This is a genomic window from Pseudarthrobacter sp. NPDC092202, from assembly GCF_044755505.1.
Taxonomy (GTDB): Bacteria; Actinomycetota; Actinomycetes; order Actinomycetales; family Micrococcaceae; genus Arthrobacter.
The window spans coordinates 1-17,753 of sequence record NZ_JBIVRG010000011.1 but is presented as its reverse complement, the minus strand read 5'-3'; the positions used below and the strand labels follow the sequence as shown (position 1 = coordinate 17,753).

15 protein-coding genes and 1 rRNA gene are annotated in these 17,753 nt (G+C 66.4%); 4 read left to right on the top strand and 12 right to left on the bottom strand.

Annotated elements, in window-relative coordinates:
- Window positions 1–17: 17 nt before the first annotated feature.
- Entirely contained in the window at window positions 18–1,916 is a 1,899-nt protein-coding gene (locus tag ACIQF4_RS15595) for an AMP-binding protein (protein WP_400517381.1), read from the bottom strand.
- 173 nt (window positions 1,917–2,089) lie between these two features.
- Between ACIQF4_RS15595 and ACIQF4_RS15590 the strand changes: the two genes are divergently transcribed.
- From ACIQF4_RS15590 to ACIQF4_RS15575, 4 genes are read left to right on the top strand one after another with little or no spacing between them, the layout of a single operon-like run.
- On the top strand, window positions 2,090–2,749 hold the full coding sequence (locus ACIQF4_RS15590; RefSeq protein ID WP_400517380.1) for a GntR family transcriptional regulator: 660 nt from the start codon (window positions 2,090–2,092) through the stop codon (window positions 2,747–2,749).
- On the top strand, window positions 2,742–4,262 hold the full coding sequence (locus ACIQF4_RS15585) for an MmgE/PrpD family protein (protein WP_350002158.1): 1,521 nt from the start codon (window positions 2,742–2,744) through the stop codon (window positions 4,260–4,262). The genes ACIQF4_RS15590 and ACIQF4_RS15585 overlap by 8 nt, the downstream gene beginning before the upstream one ends.
- The gene (gene prpB / locus ACIQF4_RS15580; protein ID WP_400517379.1) at window positions 4,262–5,167 is read left to right on the top strand and encodes a methylisocitrate lyase; all 906 of its coding nucleotides are present in this window, start codon (window positions 4,262–4,264) and stop codon (window positions 5,165–5,167) included. The genes ACIQF4_RS15585 and prpB overlap by 1 nt, the downstream gene beginning before the upstream one ends.
- 59 nt (window positions 5,168–5,226) lie before the next feature.
- On the top strand, window positions 5,227–6,366 hold the full coding sequence (locus ACIQF4_RS15575; protein ID WP_400517378.1) for a bifunctional 2-methylcitrate synthase/citrate synthase: 1,140 nt from the start codon (window positions 5,227–5,229) through the stop codon (window positions 6,364–6,366).
- 115 nt (window positions 6,367–6,481) lie between these two features.
- On the opposite strand, the gene ACIQF4_RS15570 is transcribed toward ACIQF4_RS15575, so the two are convergent.
- The 11 genes from ACIQF4_RS15570 to rrf form a co-directional block, all read right to left on the bottom strand.
- Window positions 6,482–6,961 (bottom strand): 8-oxo-dGTP diphosphatase, encoded by a 480-nt coding sequence (locus ACIQF4_RS15570; protein WP_400517377.1) that lies wholly within the window; start codon window positions 6,959–6,961, stop codon window positions 6,482–6,484.
- Window positions 6,962–6,963: 2 nt separating this feature from the next.
- On the bottom strand, window positions 6,964–8,001 hold the full coding sequence (gene xerD / locus ACIQF4_RS15565) for a site-specific tyrosine recombinase XerD (protein WP_350002154.1): 1,038 nt from the start codon (window positions 7,999–8,001) through the stop codon (window positions 6,964–6,966).
- Window positions 8,001–8,663 carry an NUDIX domain-containing protein gene (locus tag ACIQF4_RS15560; protein WP_400517376.1) on the bottom strand — a complete coding sequence of 221 codons (663 nt, stop codon included), beginning with the start codon at window positions 8,661–8,663 and terminating at the stop codon, window positions 8,001–8,003. Before ACIQF4_RS15560 ends, xerD begins: the two co-directional genes overlap by 1 nt.
- 24 nt (window positions 8,664–8,687) lie before the next feature.
- On the bottom strand, window positions 8,688–10,457 hold the full coding sequence (locus tag ACIQF4_RS15555; RefSeq protein WP_400517399.1) for a CTP synthase: 1,770 nt from the start codon (window positions 10,455–10,457) through the stop codon (window positions 8,688–8,690).
- 113 nt (window positions 10,458–10,570) lie between these two features.
- Window positions 10,571–12,310 (bottom strand): DNA repair protein RecN, encoded by a 1,740-nt coding sequence (recN, locus tag ACIQF4_RS15550; protein WP_400517375.1) that lies wholly within the window; start codon window positions 12,308–12,310, stop codon window positions 10,571–10,573.
- 4 nt (window positions 12,311–12,314) lie between these two features.
- A complete protein-coding gene (locus ACIQF4_RS15545; RefSeq protein ID WP_400517374.1) occupies window positions 12,315–13,340 on the bottom strand; it encodes an NAD kinase in 1,026 nt (341 codons plus the stop codon).
- Between the two features lie 13 nt (window positions 13,341–13,353).
- Entirely contained in the window at window positions 13,354–14,169 is an 816-nt protein-coding gene (locus ACIQF4_RS15540) for a TlyA family RNA methyltransferase (RefSeq protein ID WP_350002150.1), read from the bottom strand.
- A complete protein-coding gene (locus tag ACIQF4_RS15535) occupies window positions 14,169–14,420 on the bottom strand; it encodes a hypothetical protein (RefSeq protein ID WP_350002149.1) in 252 nt (83 codons plus the stop codon). The genes ACIQF4_RS15540 and ACIQF4_RS15535 overlap by 1 nt, the downstream gene beginning before the upstream one ends.
- A 9-nt stretch (window positions 14,421–14,429) precedes the next feature.
- Window positions 14,430–15,419, bottom strand: coding sequence for an HAD-IIA family hydrolase (locus ACIQF4_RS15530; protein ID WP_400517373.1), 990 nt, complete (start codon window positions 15,417–15,419; stop codon window positions 14,430–14,432).
- A 3-nt stretch (window positions 15,420–15,422) separates the two neighbouring features.
- Window positions 15,423–17,183 (bottom strand): hypothetical protein, encoded by a 1,761-nt coding sequence (locus ACIQF4_RS15525; protein ID WP_400517372.1) that lies wholly within the window; start codon window positions 17,181–17,183, stop codon window positions 15,423–15,425.
- Between the two features lie 482 nt (window positions 17,184–17,665).
- Window positions 17,666–17,753 (bottom strand): 5S ribosomal RNA (gene rrf / locus ACIQF4_RS15520); the annotation flags it as partial.

Genomic DNA, 17,753 nt, shown 5'->3' with positions numbered 1-17,753 from the left:
GCCGCTAGTCGCCGCTGCTAGTTTCCGCTGCCGCCGGGACGTAGGCTCCCGATCAGCTGGTCGATCACCCCGGCGTCTTCGATCGTAGACGGCACCGTGTACTCCTCGCCGTCGGCAATCTGGCGCATGGTCTTGCGGAGGATCTTCCCGGACCGGGTCTTGGGCAGGGCATCTACCACCGTCACGTGCTTGAAGTCCGCAACAGCGCCGATGTCCCGCCGGACCATCGCCACCAGGTCCTTGGCCAGGATGTCCTCGGCCACCTCGACCCCGGACTTGAGCACGACGTAGCCGCTGGGCCGCTGGCCTTTCAGGGGGTCGGCCAGGCCGATCACCGCGCACTCGGCGACGGCCGGATGCTGCCCGATGACCTGTTCCATGGCGCCCGTGGACAGCCGGTGCCCGGCAACATTGATGATGTCATCGGTCCGCCCCATGACAAACACGTAGCCTTCCGCGTCCCGGTAGCCGGAGTCGCCGGTGGCGTAGCACCCCTCGAAAGCCTGCAGGTAGGAGGAGATATACCGTTCGTCGTCGCCCCAAAGCGTGGCCAGGGTCCCGGGCGGCAGTGGCAGCCCGAGCACGATGTTCCCCTCCGTGCCGGGTGCCACCTCCCCGCCAAGGCCGTCCACGATGCTGAGCCTGAACCCCGGCATCGGGACGCTGGGCGAACCTGCCTTGATGGGCAGTTCTTCCAGGCCGCGGGGATTGGCGCAGATGGCCCAGCCCGTTTCCGTCTGCCACCAGTGGTCCACCACAGGAACGCCAACCGACCGGGAGGCCCAGTGGAACGTGTCCGTGTCCAGCCGCTCCCCCGCCGTGAAAAGCGTGCGCAGGCTGGAGACGTCGTAGTTCCGCAGCAGGTCCGCCCCGGGGTCTGCCTTCCGGATGGCCCGCAGCGCTGTGGGGGCGGTGAACAAGACGTTGACCCCGTGCTCCTGGATCACCCGCCAAAACGCGCCGGCATCAGGCGTTCCAACCGGCTTGCCCTCATAGAGGACAGTGGTGGCACCGGCAAGCAAGGGGCCGTAGACGATGTAGGAGTGCCCTACCACCCAGCCGACATCCGACGCGGTCCACATGACGTCCCCGGGACCGGCGTCGTAGATGTTTTCCATGGTCCAGCTGAGCGCGACGGCGTGGCCGCCGTTGTCCCGCACCACGCCTTTGGGCGTCCCGGTGGTGCCTGAGGTGTAGAGGATGTACAGCGGGTCCGTGGCCGCGACGTCCACGGGGGCGGCAGGTTCCGCAACGGCCATTTCCAAGTCCCAGTCATGCCAGCCGCGGCCCGTCGCCGTGTTGGCGAACCCGTCACGTGCCCGGACGATTACGGGAAGGTCCGGTACCCCAGCAAGTTCAAGGGCTTCCGCGACGGCGGGGAGGTACTCAATGCGGCGGGACGGCTCGATTCCTCCGGAAGCCGTGACCACGACGGCGGGAGCGGCGTCGCGGATGCGTGCTGCAAGTTCCTTCGGGGCAAACCCGCCGAAGACCACCGAATGGACGGCTCCAAGACGCGCTGTTGCCAGCATGGCGATGGCAGCCTCGGGAATCATCGGCATATAGATCACGACGCGGTCCCCCTTGCCAACACCGCGGTTGCGGAGGGCGCCGGCAAAGCGTGCCACCAGCCGGGTGAGTTCCGTGTAGGTGAAGCGCTGGCGGGTGCCGAGCATGGCGGAATCGTAGATCAGCGCGTCCTGGTCCCCCCGGCCGGCTTCCACGTGGCGGTCAAGGGCGTTGTAGGAGGTATTGAGGACGCCGTCAGGGAACCAGGTGAAGAGCGGAGCCCGGCTTGAGTCGAGGGCGCGCCGGGGCGGCACCGACCAGGAAACCTTGGCGGCGGCATTGAGCCAAAACTCGCCCGGCTTCCCGAGGCTTTGTTCGTAGCTGTCCCGATAGCTGCTGGTGACCATGAAGCACTTCCCATCCACGACGTTGTGTAGGGGACATGCTAGCGGGGAACACGAAGGCGAAACAAGGCTTTATGTATACACAGACTGCCCGAATATGCATTCAGCAAGGTTCTCATTGGAATAAGGGGAAGTTCTGTATACACTGAGGGGGTTCGATACCGAAGGAGGCAACGATGCGCGCCAGTGACAGGGCCTACGCCGCGCTACGCGACGACATCACCGAGTGGCGCCTCCTCCCGGGCACGGTGCTTGCTGAGGTGGAGCAGTCCGAACGCCTCGGCGTTTCACGGACTCCACTGCGGGAGGCGCTGGGCCGGCTTACCGCCGAAGGGCTCACGACGACGGCGGGCAGCCGAGGCGTCGTCGTCACCGACGTTTCGCTCGATGACATCGACGAACTCTTCGAGCTGCGCGAAACCCTTGAAAGCAAGGCCGCCGCCCTGGCAGCCGAGCGCGGGGACCCTGGCGTCTTCCTCCAGCTCCACAAGGAGCTGGTCGAGGCCCCGGCCCTTATCGAGAGCAGCGACCCCGGCCGGCATGCCTACTACGATCTTGCCGGGCGTTTGGATGCCGCCATCGATGCCGCAGTGTCCAACTCCTACCTGGCACAGGCCATGCGCGGCCTGCGGGTGCACCTGGTGCGCGTGCGCCGCCTCGCGGCCGACGATGCCCAGCGGCTCACGGCCGCGGCAGCCGAGCACGCAGCCATCGCCGAAGCGATCGCCGCCCGGAATCCCCGGCTGGCCGAGGCCGCCACCATCCTCCACCTGCACCGAAGCCTTTCGCACGTCAAGAACACGCACACACCCCACCACAAGGAGCACCATGGTTAAGGAACACCACGTCCGGGTTTACAAGAGCGAGGAAAACCTGCCCCGCGAGGAGCAGCTCGCCTACAAGATCGCCAAGGTGGCCACCGATCCCGTCCCGGTAACGCCCGAGGTGGCCGACATGGTGATCAACCGGGTCATCGACAACGCGTCCGTGGCCATCGCTTCCCTGAACCGGGCACCGATTGTGGCGGCCCGCGCCCAGGCCCTGGCACACGGCCCCAGCACCGGCGGGCAGGGGGCCAAGGTCTTCGGCATTGGCGAGCGCGTGTCACCGGAATGGGCGGCGTGGGCCAACGGGGTTGCCGTGCGGGAACTGGACTACCATGACACGTTCCTGGCCGCCGACTACTCACATCCAGGGGACAACATCCCGCCGATCCTGGCTGTTGCCCAGCACACCGGTTCCAGCGGACAGGAGCTCATCCGCGGCATCACCACCGGGTACGAGATCCAGGTGAACCTGGTCAAGGCCATCTGCCTGCACAAGCACAAGATCGACCACGTGGCCCACCTTGGCCCGTCGGCAGCGGCCGGCATCGGCACCCTGCTGGGGCTCGACGTCGAAACCATCTTCCAGTCCGTCGGCCAGGCCCTGCACACCACCACCGCCACGCGGCAGTCGCGGAAGGGCGAGATCTCCACCTGGAAGGCGCACGCTCCTGCCTTCGCGGGAAAGATGGCCGTTGAGGCCGCAGACCGTGCCATGCGCGGGCAGACCTCTCCCGTTCCCATCTACGAGGGCGAGGACGGAGTCATCGCGTGGATGTTGGACGGCCCGGACGCCTCCTACCTGGTGCCGCTGCCGGAGGCCGGGGAAGCAAAGCGGGCCATCCTGGACACCTACACCAAGGAACACTCCGCCGAGTACCAGGCACAGGCCTGGATCGACCTTGCCCGGAAACTGAACCGCGAACATCCGGAGGCCACGGACCCGGCCAACGTGAAGTCCGTCCTGATCAAAACGAGCCACCACACGCACTATGTCATCGGCTCCGGCGCCAATGATCCGCAGAAGTACTCCCCCACCGCCTCAAGGGAAACGCTGGACCACTCCATCCCGTACATCTTCACGGTCGCCCTGCAGGACGGGTCCTGGCACCACGTGGACTCCTACTCCCCGGAACGCGCCGCACGGCCGGACACTGTTGACCTGTGGCAGAAGGTCAGCACCGAGGAAGACCCCGAGTGGACCCGCCGCTACCATTCCCTGGACATTGCCGAAAAGGCGTTTGGCGGCTCGGTGGAGATCACCCTGACGGACGGCACGGTCATCAAGGACAGCATCGCGGTTGCCGACGCCCACCCCCTCGGTGCCAGGCCCTTTGGCCGCGAGCAGTACATCAATAAGTTCCGCACCCTCGCCGCCGGACTTGTGGAGGAGGCCGAGATTGAAAGGTTCCTCGCCGCCGTCGAACGCCTGCCGGAACTCGCCGCCGGCGAGCTGGACCAGCTGAACATCACCGCCGCCTCCGGCGTCATCGACCTCAACGCCGCACCGAAGGGACTCTTCTAGTGCTGTACTCGAAGACCACCCCTGAGCAGAAGCGGCTCCGGTTCCGCGAGCTCCTCGCCTCCGGGACCATCGGGCAGTTCCCGGGCGCCTTCAACCCGCTCTCGGCCCGGCTCATCGAGGAAAAAGGGTTCGCCGGGGTGTACATCTCCGGCGCGGTGCTGGCCAACGACCTCGGCCTCCCGGACATCGGACTGACCACCCTGACCGAGGTTGCCACCCGTGCCGGGCAGATTGCCCGCATGACGGACCTGCCCGCCATCGTGGACGCAGACACCGGGTTCGGTGAGCCGATGAACGTGGCGCGCACCGTGCAGGAACTTGAGAACGCCGGCCTGGCAGGACTGCACATCGAGGACCAGTTCAACCCCAAGCGTTGCGGCCACCTGGACGGCAAGAACGTAGTGGACCTGGAGACGGCCACCAAGCGCATCCGGGCGGCTGCGGATGCCCGCCGGGACCCGAACTTCCTGATCATGGCCCGCACCGACATCCGCGCCACGGACGGACTGGCGGCCGCGCAGGACAGGGCAAAAGCACTCGTGGACGCCGGCGCCGACGCGATTTTCCCGGAAGCCATGAAGGACCTCAGCGAGTTCCAGGCCATCCGCGATGCCGTGGACGTGCCCATCCTGGCCAACATGACGGAGTTCGGAAAGAGCGACCTTTTCACGGTGGACCAGCTGGCAGCAGTGGGCGTGAACATGGTGATCTATCCGGTCACCCTGCTCCGTAGTGCCATGGGCGCTGCTGAGCGTACGCTGGACTCGATCAAGGCTGAGGGAACGCAGGAGGCGCAGGTTGGCAGCATGCTGACCCGTGCGCGGCTGTACGACCTCGTCGACTACGAGGCCTACAACCGTTTTGACACCGGGGTCTTCAATTTCCAGGTCCCCGGAAAGCACTAAAGGACCACCGCCGGCCGCGGCCGGCATCCGAAAGGCGACAGGAACAAGGGAGTTTCAGCATGGCTGAACAGGACATCAAAAAAGGTCTCGCCGGGGTCGTAGTGGACTACACGTCCGTTTCGAAGGTCAACCCGGACACCAACTCGCTGCTGTACCGCGGCTACCCGGTCCAGGAGCTCGCGGCGCGGTGCAGCTTTGAGGAAGTCGCGTACCTGCTCTGGAACGGTGAGCTGCCCACCGCGGACCAGCTGGCTGAGTTCACCGCCCGGGAGCGCGCCGGCCGCGCCCTGGACCCGGTGGTCAAGCAGGTGATCGATGCCCTTCCCACCAGCTCCCACCCCATGGATGTGTGCCGGACAGCGGCCTCGGTCATGGGTGCCAGGCATCCGCTGGCGGAGGATTCATCCCGGGAAGCCAACATGGCAAAGGCCGTGGACCTGTTCGCAGCGATGCCGGCGGTGGTGGCGTATGACCAGCGGCGCAGGCACGGGCAAGCCGCCATTGAGCCGCGTGAGGATCTTGGCTATTCGGCCAACTTCCTGTGGATGGCCTTCGGTGAGGAACAGGTCCCCGAAGTGGTGGAGGCCTTCAACGTTTCCATGATCCTTTACGCCGAACACAGCTTTAACGCCTCAACCTTCACGGCGCGGGTGATCACCTCCACGCTCTCGGACCTGCACTCAGCGGTCACGGGCGCCATCGGCGCCCTGAAGGGCCCGCTGCACGGCGGGGCAAACGAGGCTGTCATGCACACCTTCGACGAGATCGGCATCCGGCCGGAGGAATCGCTGGAAGAAGCGGCAGCGCGGGCCAAGGCCTGGATGGAGGACGCCCTGGCCCACAAGAAGAAGGTGATGGGCTTTGGCCACCGGGTGTACAAGCACGGCGACTCCCGGGTCCCCACCATGAAGGCGGCCCTGGACAAGATGATCGCGCACTACGGACGGCCGGAACTCCTGGGCTTGTACCAGGGGCTCGAGACCGCCATGGACGAGGCAAAAGCCATCAAGCCCAACCTCGACTATCCGGCGGGACCCACCTACCACCTGATGGGCTTCGACACCGAGACGTTCACTCCCCTGTTCGTCGCCAGCCGGATCACGGGCTGGACGGCGCACATCATGGAGCAGCTGGACTCGAACTCCCTGATCCGTCCGCTGAGCGAATACGTTGGTCCGGAGGAACGGCACCTGGGGTAAGCTCCGCCCCTGCGGAAAGCACGACGACGGCCTGTTGGCCCCGGCGGTGCGGCCACCCTCCAAGGTGGCCGTGCCGCCGTCGTTTTTCCTGTTGACAGTCCTGGTCCTGACGGGCCTAGGACAGCAGGCTCTCGGAGGAGGCGACGGCTTCGTTGTCGTTGTCCATGGTCACAACGATGTTGACCTTCCCGCCTTCCAGCACCACCGGCAGCCAATGGTCCGCGTCCTGCCACATCCGGTCCGCAGGCAGGGTTGCGGTATCAAACCAGGCCGGTGCGATTTCGGCGCTTTCCGTGGGTTCGCCGTCCCAGCGGACGGCTGTGAACAGCCGCGTGTGCATGTCCCACTCCGGCTTGGCCGGGAACACGAACCGGATGATTCCGGCGTCCCGGAGGTCCTCGTGCCGGAGCACGACGTCGGCTTCCTCCCGCACCTCGCGGATTGCCGCTTCCGCGTCGCTCTCGCCCGGTTCCACGTGGCCGCCGATGCCAACGATCTTTCCGCGCCCAAAGCCCGTCTTCTTCAACCCCAGCAGGACCTGGGAGACGCCGTCAACCTCCCGGAGCAGGAAACAGAGGGCAACCGCAGCAGCCATGCTCAGCCCAGTGCCCGTGGATGCGCGGCGGCATAGATCTCCCGCAAGGTGTCGGCCGTGACCAGGGTGTACACCTGCGTGGTGGTCACCGAGGCGTGCCCCAGGAGCTCCTGGACCACGCGGACGTCGGCACCGCCCTCGAGCAGGTGGGTGGCAAAGGAATGCCGGAGGGTGTGGGGTGAGACGTCCTTGGTGATGTTTGCCTTTTCGGCCGCCGCCTTCAAGATGGTCCAGGCGCTCTGCCGGCTGATCCGTCCGCCGCGGGCGTTGAGGAACAGCGCCGGGGTGCCTTTTCCCTTGGCTGCCAGCAGGGGCCGGCCCCGCACCAGGTAGGCTTCGAGCGCCCTGGCACCATAGGAGCCAAGGGGCACCAGCCGTTCTTTGGAACCTTTGCCGAAGAGCCGCACGATGGCTGGGCCGGACGCCTCAGCATCCAGTGAGATGTCGTCAACATCCAGGCCCACGGCCTCGCTGATCCGCGCTCCGGTGGAATACAGGAATTCAAGGAGGGCCCGGTCGCGCAGCCCCGTTGCCGTGTCCGTTCCGGCCGCTTCGAGGATCCGGGTGACTTCGTCCACGCTGATGGCCTTCGGCAGCCGCTTCCCAGGCATGGGCGGGTGGACTTCACTGGCGGGATCCGTGGGCGTGAAGCCCTCCAACGCCCAGAACTTGTGGAGGCCGCGGACGGCGACCACGGTCCTGGCGGCGGACCTGACGCCCAGGGTGGAGCCGCCGTCGGACCCGTCTGTCAGCGCACGGACGTACCCGGTGACGTGGTGGCGGGTAATGTCCTCCGGACGGGTGCAGCCGGCCGCTGACAGGTAGCGGGCATAACGGGTGAGATCCCGTTTGTAGGCGGCCAAGGTGTTAGTTGCCAGGCCGCGCTCCACACCCATGTGCTGCAGGTAGTCGATAATGCCCCGGTCAACCGCCGTGGGCGGGGAGGGGGGCGGTGCTGCGTCCCGGACCGGCGCGGCCGGGGCCGCCTCGGCGACAGCCGGCCCTGCGGACGCCAGTTCTGCGGAGGGTGGTGGCACCATCAGCGCTGGCTGGGGTGCGCAGGCCAGGGTGCGTCCGCGGGACGGAGCCCCTCAAATCCGCTGGCGCGCGCGGCGGCGGCTGCAAGGATTCCGACGACGGCGGACGGGTTGTGGAGCCTTCCGGCCAGTACCGAGTCCACGGCGTCGTCCAGGCTGATCCAGTGGAACTCGATCTCCGCTTCCTCATCCGTCCGCTCGTGGCGTTCGTGGTGGGGTACCTCGATCAGGTCCCGGGCCAGGTAGATCCTGATGGCCTCGCTGGAAGATCCCGGTGAGTTGAAGAAGTCCGCCAGGACGTTCCAGGTTCCCGCGGCAAGGTCTGCTTCCTCGGCGAGTTCGCGGGCGGCCCCCACCACGAAGTCCTCGCCCTCAATATCCAGCAGGCCGGCGGGGATCTCCCAGAGATCCATGCCCACCGGATGGCGGTACTGCCTGAGGAGGAGGATCTGGCCGGCAGCGTTCATGGGCAGGACGGCCACCGCACCGGGGTGGTCGATGTAGTCGCGGGTGAGTGCTTCGCCCGTTTCCTGCAGCTGGAAGCTGTCGCTGACCACATCCCAGATCCGGCCTTCATAGACCTTCTCGGTAGACAAAAGACGGCGCGGGCTCGGTGCATCCGAAACCTGCTTCGCAGCAGGGGTGGCTTCAGGTGTACCGGGCATCGCGCCGTCCTTTTTCTGTTGGAACTACTTAGCGGCTACCGTACCGGACTGCAGGGCCTCGGTTGCACCGGCATCCGCGGTCCCGGCCGTGTCGGAGCCCTTCTGGTGGTTCAGGGCTGCCTTGACCAGGCCCGCGAAGAGCGGGTGCGGCCGGGTGGGACGCGAGCTCAGCTCAGGGTGCGCCTGCGTGGCCACGTAGTACGGGTGGACGTCCGCGGGCAGCTCGACGAATTCAACGAGCTTGCCGTCCGGGGACGTGCCGGAGAAGACCAGGCCTTCGGCTGCGATCTGGTCGCGGTACTTGTTGTTGACCTCGTAGCGGTGGCGGTGGCGTTCGCTGACGGTGGTTTTGCCGTAGGTCTCGGCAATGACGGATCCGGGATCAAGCTTTGCTTCGTAGAGGCCCAGGCGCATGGTGCCGCCCAGGTCGCCGCGGCCTTCGACGAACTCCAGCTGCTCTTCCATGGTGGCGATGACCGGGTACTTGGAGTCCGGCTCGAATTCGCTGGATGACGCGCCTTCGAGGCCCACCACGTTGCGGGCGTATTCGATGACCATGCACTGCAGGCCCAGGCAGAGGCCCAGGACGGGCAGCTTGGTTTCGCGGGCGAACTTCAGGGCGCCGAGCTTGCCCTCAAGTCCCCGGATGCCAAAGCCGCCGGGGACGCAGATCGCGTCGACGCCGTCGAGCGCTGCAACGGCGCCCTCACGGGTTTCGCATTCGTCCGACGGGACCCAACGGATCTTGACCTTGGTGTCGTTGGCGAAGCCGCCGGCGCGCAGGGCCTCAGTCACTGAAAGGTAGGCGTCGGGCAGGTCGATGTACTTGCCCACCAGTGCGATCTCAACCTCATGCTTGGGGTTGTGGACCGCTTCGAGCAGCTTGTCCCAGCTGGTCCAGTCCACGTCCTTGAAGGGCAGGTCTAGGGCGCGCACGATGTACGAGTCCAGGCCCTGCGTGTGGAGGGTCTTGGGAATGTCGTAGATGCTGGGGGCGTCGGCGGCGTTGACCACGGCGTCGATGTCGACGTCGCACATCCGGCCGATCTTTTCCCGCATGGCATCGGGCACTTCGCGGTCCGAGCGGATGACGATCGCTTCGGGCTGGATGCCGATGGAGCGCAGGGCTGCGACAGAGTGCTGGGTGGGCTTGGTCTTCAGCTCCTGGGACGGCCCGATGTACGGGACCAGGGAGACGTGGAGGAAGAAAACGTTGGTACGGCCGATGTCCTGCCGCACCTGGCGGGCCGATTCGAGGAACGGCTGGGATTCGATGTCACCCACGGTGCCGCCGATTTCGGTGATGATGACGTCCGGGGCATTCTTGCCCTCAGCCGGCAGGCGCATGCGGCGCTTGATCTCATCGGTGATGTGCGGGATGACCTGGACGGTGTCGCCGAGGTATTCGCCGCGGCGCTCCTTGGCGATGACGGTGGAGTACACCTGCCCCGTGGTCACGTTGGCCGAACCCTCAAGGTTTTCGTCGAGGAAGCGCTCGTAGTGCCCGATGTCCAGGTCCGTCTCGGCGCCGTCGTCAGTGACGAAGACTTCGCCGTGCTGGAAGGGGTTCATGGTGCCCGGATCCACATTCAGGTAGGGATCGAGCTTCTGCATAGTCACAGACAGGCCGCGTGCGCGCAGCAGGTGGCCGAGGCTTGATGCCGTCAGTCCCTTACCGAGCGAGGACGCCACACCACCGGTTACGAAGATGTGTTTGGTCGTCTTGGATGAACCCGGGAACCGGGAATTTACACGGGAATTTGATCGCTGCACCACGGAATTCGAGCTTATCATCATTTGAGCCTTCCACGGATCGCCGGCAGTGTTCCCCAAACGTCAAAGTCTGCCCTTCGGCCGTCCGCCGATCAAGGGGCGGCCGGCACGCCGGGCACTCCCCCTGCCCGCTTTCAGGCCCCCTGGGGCAGGAGTTTCGCGTCGTCCAGCAGTTCCTGGGCGTGGGCCTGCGCCGACTCAGAATCCTCCTGGCCGGCCAGCATGCGGGCCAACTCGCGGACCCTTTCCGGCCCGTCGAGGAGGCGGACATCACTGGACGTGAACCCGGTGGCGGTTCCGCCGTCGGCTCCCCGGACGGACGTCTTTGTGACGGTGACGTGCTGGTCCGCAAAAGCGGCCACCTGAGGCAGGTGCGTGACCACCAGCACCTGTACATGGCGGGCCAGCATGGCAAGCCTGCGGCCGATCTCGACGGCGGCGCGGCCGCCCACTCCGGCATCCACCTCATCGAAGACGAACGTCGGGACCGGATCCACGGCTGCCAGAACCACCTCGATGGCGAGCATGACGCGGGACAGTTCACCGCCGGAGGCACCTTTGCCAAGGGGCCGGGCGGGGGCACCGGAGTGCGGCTGCAGCAGGAAGCTGATCTCGTTCGCGCCGTGCGGCCCCAGCTGGCCACCGGATTCAATGTTGATGACCAGGGTTGCATCAGCCATGGCCAGCGCCTTCAGCTCCGCACTGACCCGGGCTGAGAGGTCCTTCGCAGCCTTGGCCCTGATTTTGCTGATGGCTGCGGCCTGCTTCTTCAGGTCTGCTTCTGCCTGGACCACTTCCGCGTCCAGCTTTTCGATCCTGGTGGAGTCGTCCTGCAGCTCATCAAACCGGACGCGGGCGTTCTCCGCCCAGACCAGGACCTCGTCAATGGTCGGTGCGTATTTGCGGACCAGTTTGGCCAGGACGGCCCGGCGTTCCTCGATCTCCGCGAGCCGTTCAGGGCCTTCTGTGTCCAGTCCCGCCTGGTAGCTGGCCAGTTCGGTGGCAATGTCGTTCAGCAGGAAGCCCACCTCGGCCAGGCGGGCGGCCGCGGAGCCCAGCTCGGCGTCGTGCTCGGCCACATGTTCAAGCGTCCGTTTGGCGGCATCAACCAGGGTGGTGGCATCCCCCTCGTCGCCGAAGTCCTCCGCGGTAAGCGCCTGGTGGGCCGTGCTGGCAGCGATGCGGAGCTCCTCCACATTGGCCAGCTTCACCGCTTCCGCCTTGAGCACTTCGTCCTCCCCCGGCTGCGGATCAACCTCGTCTATTTCGGCGAGGGCGCTCTGCAGGGATTCAGCCTCGCGCAGCCTGTCGCGTGCGGCGCTGCGGAGGGTGTCCAGCTCGGCCTGGCTGGACTTCCAGCGGTTGAAAAGGTCCTGGTAGGCGGCCAGCGGGCCGGCCAGCGCGTCGCCGGCAAACTTGTCCAGGGCACCGCGCTGGGCAGCAGTTCCCTTGAGCCGGATCTGGTCTGACTGTCCATGGACCACTACCAGGGTCTCGCCGATTTCGGCGAGGACACCCACCGGCGCGGCCCTGCCGCCCAGGAAGGCGCGGCTGCGGCCGTCCGAGCCCAGGCGACGTGCGAGGATCAGCTCCGCGCCGCCGTCGAACTCCTCCGCCTCTGCCCCGGCCTCTAAGGCCCTGGCAATGGCGGGGTGGCCGGCGTCGAGCTTCAGCACTGCCTCGGCGGTGGCGCTCTTGGCGCCGCTCCTGACGGCTCCGGCATCGGAGCGCGCGCCCAGGAGGAGCCCGACGGCGGTGACCACCATGGTCTTGCCGGCACCGGTCTCGCCGGTCACCACGCTCAAGCCAGGCCCGAGCGGCAGCGTTGCGTCGGTGATGACGCCAAGGTCGCGGATTCTCAGTTCTTCAAGCATGGCTTCACTTTGCGATGGTGGGATCGTTGTCGTCGCCGGGCTGGTCCGGCTGGGGCACCTGGAGCGGAGGCATGGGCCGCGGGGTCCTGACAATGGGTATGGGGCCGGTGTGGATGGCGTCCGCTTTGGGTACAGGTCCCCGCCAGCCGTGGATCGGCAGCTCGAACTTGCGGACCAGCCGTGCCGAGAACGGCGTCTGGTGGGTGCGCGCGAGCCGCACCGGCGTAGCTGATTTTGTGACCTCAACCCGCGCACCCGGCGGCAGGTCCACGGAGCGCCTGCCATCACACCACAGGACGCCCTGGGCATCCGTCCGGCCAAGGACTTCCACAGCCAACTTGGAACGGGGCGAGACCACCAGCGGCTTGGCGAAGAGTGCGTGGGCACTGATGGGGACGATGACCAGTGCCTCCACCTCGGGCCAGACCACGGGACCGCCGGCCGAAAAGCCGTACGCCGTGGACCCGGTGGGGGTGGCCAGCACGATGCCGTCGCAGCCAAAGGACGTGAGGGGACGCTCGTCCACTTCGGTCACAACCTCGAGCATGCGTTCGCGGTTGGCTTTCTCGATGGCCGCTTCGTTCAGCGCCCAGGTGTGCCAGATCTTCTGGCCGCGGACCCACACCTGGACATCGATGGTCATCCGCTCTTCCACCGTGTACTCGCGGCTGGCGATCCACTCGACGGTCTGGGCCAGGTCCGCCCGCTCGCTTTCGGCCAGGAAGCCAACATGGCCAAGGTTGACGCCCAGCAGCGGCACGTCCACTTCCCGGACGAGTTCGGCGGCGCGCAAGATGGTGCCGTCCCCGCCGAGGACCATCACCAGTTCAACATCCGGGAGCTGGACGTGGTCGTGGAGGACCTCCACGGGCTGGGCAAGATGTCCGAAGAAGCGCTCCATGTCCGCAAGTTCGGATTCCTGCATGACCGGCACGATGCCTGAGGCGTGCAGGAGGGCGCACGCTTCCCACGCAGCCTTCAGCGAGTCCTCGCGGCCGGTATGGGCGAGGACCAGTACACGCCTGCTCATCAGGTTCCGCTCTCTAGTGGTTCGGCCAGATTCGTCCGAGCAAGGCAGCAGCCGCTGCCTCCCGCTCTTCGATCTTAGGCAGGTCTTGGCTGATCCTGCGTTTTATCCACAGGAAGTATTCAACGTTTCCGTCCTGGCCCGGCAACGGACTCTGCGCAAGGCCCCTTAGGTCGAGCCCGGCGTCGAGCGCTGCCCTGGCTACTTTCTCCACCGCCAGGCGCCGTTCCCGCTCGGAAGTCACCACGCCGGTCCGTCCCAGCCGGTCCTTCCCGATTTCGAACTGCGGCTTCACCATCAGCACCAGGTCCCCACCGGGCTCGGTGCATTCCGCGAGTGGACGGACAACCAGGGTGAGGGAGATGAAAGAGAGGTCGGCAACGGTGAGTTCCGCCGTGCCCCCGATGTCCGCGGGCGACATGTACCGGACGTTCAGTCCCTCGTGGACTTCCACACGGGGATCTTCCCGCAGCCGCTGCACCAGCTGGCCGTGTCCGACGTCGACCGCCACCACGTGCGCGGCCCCGCGCCGAAGCAGGACGTCCGTGAACCCGCCGGTGGAGGCGCCGGCGTCGAGGCACCTCTTGCCCTCCGGTTGGACTTCCGGGAAGGCGTCAAGCGCGCCGGCCAGTTTGTGCCCTGCCCGGCTTACGTAGGTGTCCCGTTCGTCGTGGTCGACTTCAAGGGGCTTGTCCTCGTCCACCTGCAGGGACGCCTTGGCCAGGACCTGGCCTGCTGAGCTGACCTTGCCCTCGGCAATCAAGGCGGCTGCGTGCGTTCGGGACCTCGCGAGACCGCGGGCAACCAAGGCCTGGTCGAGGCGTGCCGGCATCAGGCCGCGCCGCCCGTCGGGTCCGCACCTGCGGGCGCGCTGTCATTGGGAACTGTGTTCAGCGCGGCCAGCAGTTCATCGTGGAGTTCGTTGTACACCTTTTCGTGGTCGGACACCGGGACCTGCGGAAGGGTGCCAAGCCGCGCCAGTGCCTGTGCCACCACGGGGTCCGTCACTTCCGCATCCCCGAGGCCGGGCCAGTCCGGGGAAGGCTGGGCTGCTGCGGATTCCGGTTCGGTCAGCTCAGTCATTGCACCAGTCTAGTGATCCATCCACACCAGATCGGGAGCCTGGGGCGTGGAGGCGTCAGGCGTCGCGGCCCACCATGCAGCGCAGGCAGCGCGCCAGGAGTCCAGGTTGTCCTGGCTGCCGATGATGCCCACCGCGCCGTTGGCCACGCGTGCCGTAGCAAGGCCACAGGTGTAGGTGCCGTCGTGGTGCTCCACCTCGGGGTACGGCCGGTGCAGGTCCGCCAGGTTGCTGATGATGTAGTCCGGGCGTTCGGCGGCCCGGGCGGCCAGAATGGTCTGGCGGGTGTCGACGCCCGTCAGCACCGCCACGGTGGCGAAGCCTGCGTTGTTGCCGCCCAGGATGTCCGTGTCCAGCCGGTCCCCCACCACCAGCGGCCGTTCGGCCCCAAGCCGTTTGGCTGCGGAGTGGAAGAGCGGGGCCTCCGGTTTGCCGGCCACGCGAGGCGTTTGGCCTGTGGCTGCCGCTACAGCCGCCACCAACGTTCCGTTTCCGGGGGCAATGCCTCGGGCCTGCGGTATGGACATGTCCGTGTTCGTGGCCACCCACAGTGCTCCGGCGTTCACCACGTAGGTGGCTTCGGCCAGGTCTTTCCACCCGATCTCGGGATTGAAGCCCTGGACAACCGCCACCGGGCCCTCATCCTGGCTGTATACCGGCACCAGGCCAACGAGTTCGATTTCGGCGGCAAGGGCCGGGCTGCCGGTGATGAGGATCCGCGAGCCGGGAGCCAGCAGGGACGCGAGCAGATCCGCGGCGGCCTGTGAGGAACTCACCACCTGGTGGTCCTCGGCCGGCGCCCCCAGGTCGCGGAGATGGGCTGCAACCTGGGCCGGGGAACGCGACGCGTTGTTCGTCACGTATCCCAGGCCCACGCCGATGCCGGAGAGCTGCTTCAACGACTCAATGGCACCGGGGATGGCGTGCGGACCGGCGTAGACCACGCCGTCCAGGTCCGCCAGCAGTGCATCGAACAGGGAGATCAGGGGAACGTTGGCCATTCTTCAGTCTTCCCGGCGGTCCTGGTGCTCGGCGGCGTCATCCTGTTCGTCGGCGGCGCTGCCTGCGTCCGCTCCGGCGGATTCCAGCTCGTCCTGTTCCACCGAATCCTCGTCAGACTCGACGTCGTCGGAAACAAAGTAGTCAGCTTCCTGGTCGTCGATACTCGCATCCTGCGGCTCAGAATCCTGCAACTCCGCAGTGGCCTCTGCTGCGTGCAGCTCTGCGGCCTGCGCGGCGGGGGCACCTTCAGCGGATACAGCCTTGGGAGCAGTTTCGGACGCTTGCGAAGCACGGTCGAGGAGACGGCGGCGCTCTGCTTCCTCCCTCGCTTCTTCCTCCTCGTCCCAGCCGAGATCAATAATGTCCGGCTCTTCATCCACGCCTTGTCCCAGCGCGTTTTCAGCCACCACTGCCTGCTTCCGCCACTTCTCGGCTTCATCGTCGCGGCCCACGCCAGCCAGGGCGTCGGCGTACGCACGGAACAGCCGGGGGCTGTACGAGAACGCCCGGTTGATGTCCAGCTGCGGGATTTCCAGTTCGGCTACCGCAGCGTCCAGCTGTCCAAGGTCGGTCCTGGCCCCTGCTGCCACAATGGCGAGTTCTGCCTTGCCGGGAGCGTCCAGGTCCTGGGCTTCCTCGGACCGGGCAACGTCAAGGGCGCGGTCAGGGCGTCCCAGTCCCCGCTCGCAGTCGGCCATGACTGGGAGATGGACGTTGGAGCCACTGATGCGGCGGTAGGTGCGGAATTCGCGGAGGGCTTCGCCGTAGTGCCCGGCTGCGTAGGCGGTCAGGCCCACGGCTTCCCGGACAGCCGCCAGCCTGCCGCCGCGGCGGCTTGCAGCGAGGGCGTGCTGGAAGGCGAGTTCCGGTTCTTCATCAATGAGCCGGCCGGCCATCACCAGGTGGCGGGCAACCCATTCCGCGCTTTTTGCTTCGAGCGTCTTGATCTGGTGCTGGGTGGCGCGGTCGAGTTCCTTGCCCGTGACGTCCTCATCGATCTGCGGAGACCTCTCCCGGTCCGGACGGTTCGCGCTGCGGAGGTCACGGACGTTGGGTTCGCGAACGGGGCGGTCTTCCTGCCGGTCCCGGCCGAAGGTACGGGGACCTGAGTCCCCGCGGCCCGGGCCACGATCGAAACTGCGCGGTGCACGGTCCTGGCGGTCACCGCGGCCGGGCCGCTCGCTGCGTTCTCCGAAGGGCCTCCGGTTTTCTCCACCACCGAAACCGCGGCGGTCCCCTTCGCCATCACGGCGCGGACGATCACCAAAGGGCTTCTGGTCCCGATCACCATAGGGCTTACGATCGCGATCACCGAACGGCTTCCGCTCACCACCACCGAAACCGCGGCGGTCGCCCTCGCCCTCACGGCGCGGACGATCACCAAACGGCTTCCGCTCACCACCACCACTGAACGGCTTACGGTCACGGTCGCCGAATGGCTTCCGCTCACCACCACCGAAACCGCGGCGGTCGCCCTCGCCCTCACGGCGCGGACGATCACCAAAAGGCTTCTGGTCCCGATCACCATAGGGCTTACGATCGCGATCACCGAACGGCTTCCGCTCACCACCACCGCTAAACGGCTTACGGTCACGGTCGCCGAATGGCTTCCGCTCACCACCACCGGAGGGACGTCCGGATGAGTCGCCGCCGTCACGGTTGGCGCGGGACCGGAAACCCCGGGGATCCCCGCCTGAATTGTTATTGCCGCGGAACCCGCCGCGGTCATTCCCGCCGCGATTGCCGCCATTGTGCTCAGCCATGTGGATTCCTCCTGTTGTGAGCCGACCACTGGCGCAACTGCAGCCGCTCGTATCCGTGTTTCGTTTCCTACGCAACCCGAAATCAAGCGCTTCGAAGTCCGTACATCTTCATCAATTCTAGAGGAGTCATCCCGCAGAGCATCACGAGCGAAGCCCAGGCGGCCGCATCGTGGGAAGATTCACACCCTCTCTCACTTGATGTCGGGTTTCCCGGGACGCTCTCGCTCACGGTGTGGGTGGTGGGGGCCGGCAGGAGGTGGAATTGCATGCCCCGGGGGAACCGGCGTTCAGTGGGAGAGGATCACCCGGGAAATCGACATCGAGTGAGTGAGAATCCCCCTGAAACCGGCGTCGGGTGCTGCGCTGATGCGTCCCTGGCCTCGGCGTCAGGTGCGTGGCATGGGCGCGTGGTCGTGTTTTGGGTGTGGTGTGTTAAATGTGGGAGGCCCCAACCGTGGTGGTTGGGGCCTCGACCAATGTGTGTCCGGCGGTGACCTACTCTCCCACACCCTCCCGGGTGCAGTACCATCGGCGCTGTGGGTCTTAGCTTCCGGGTTCGGAATGGGACCG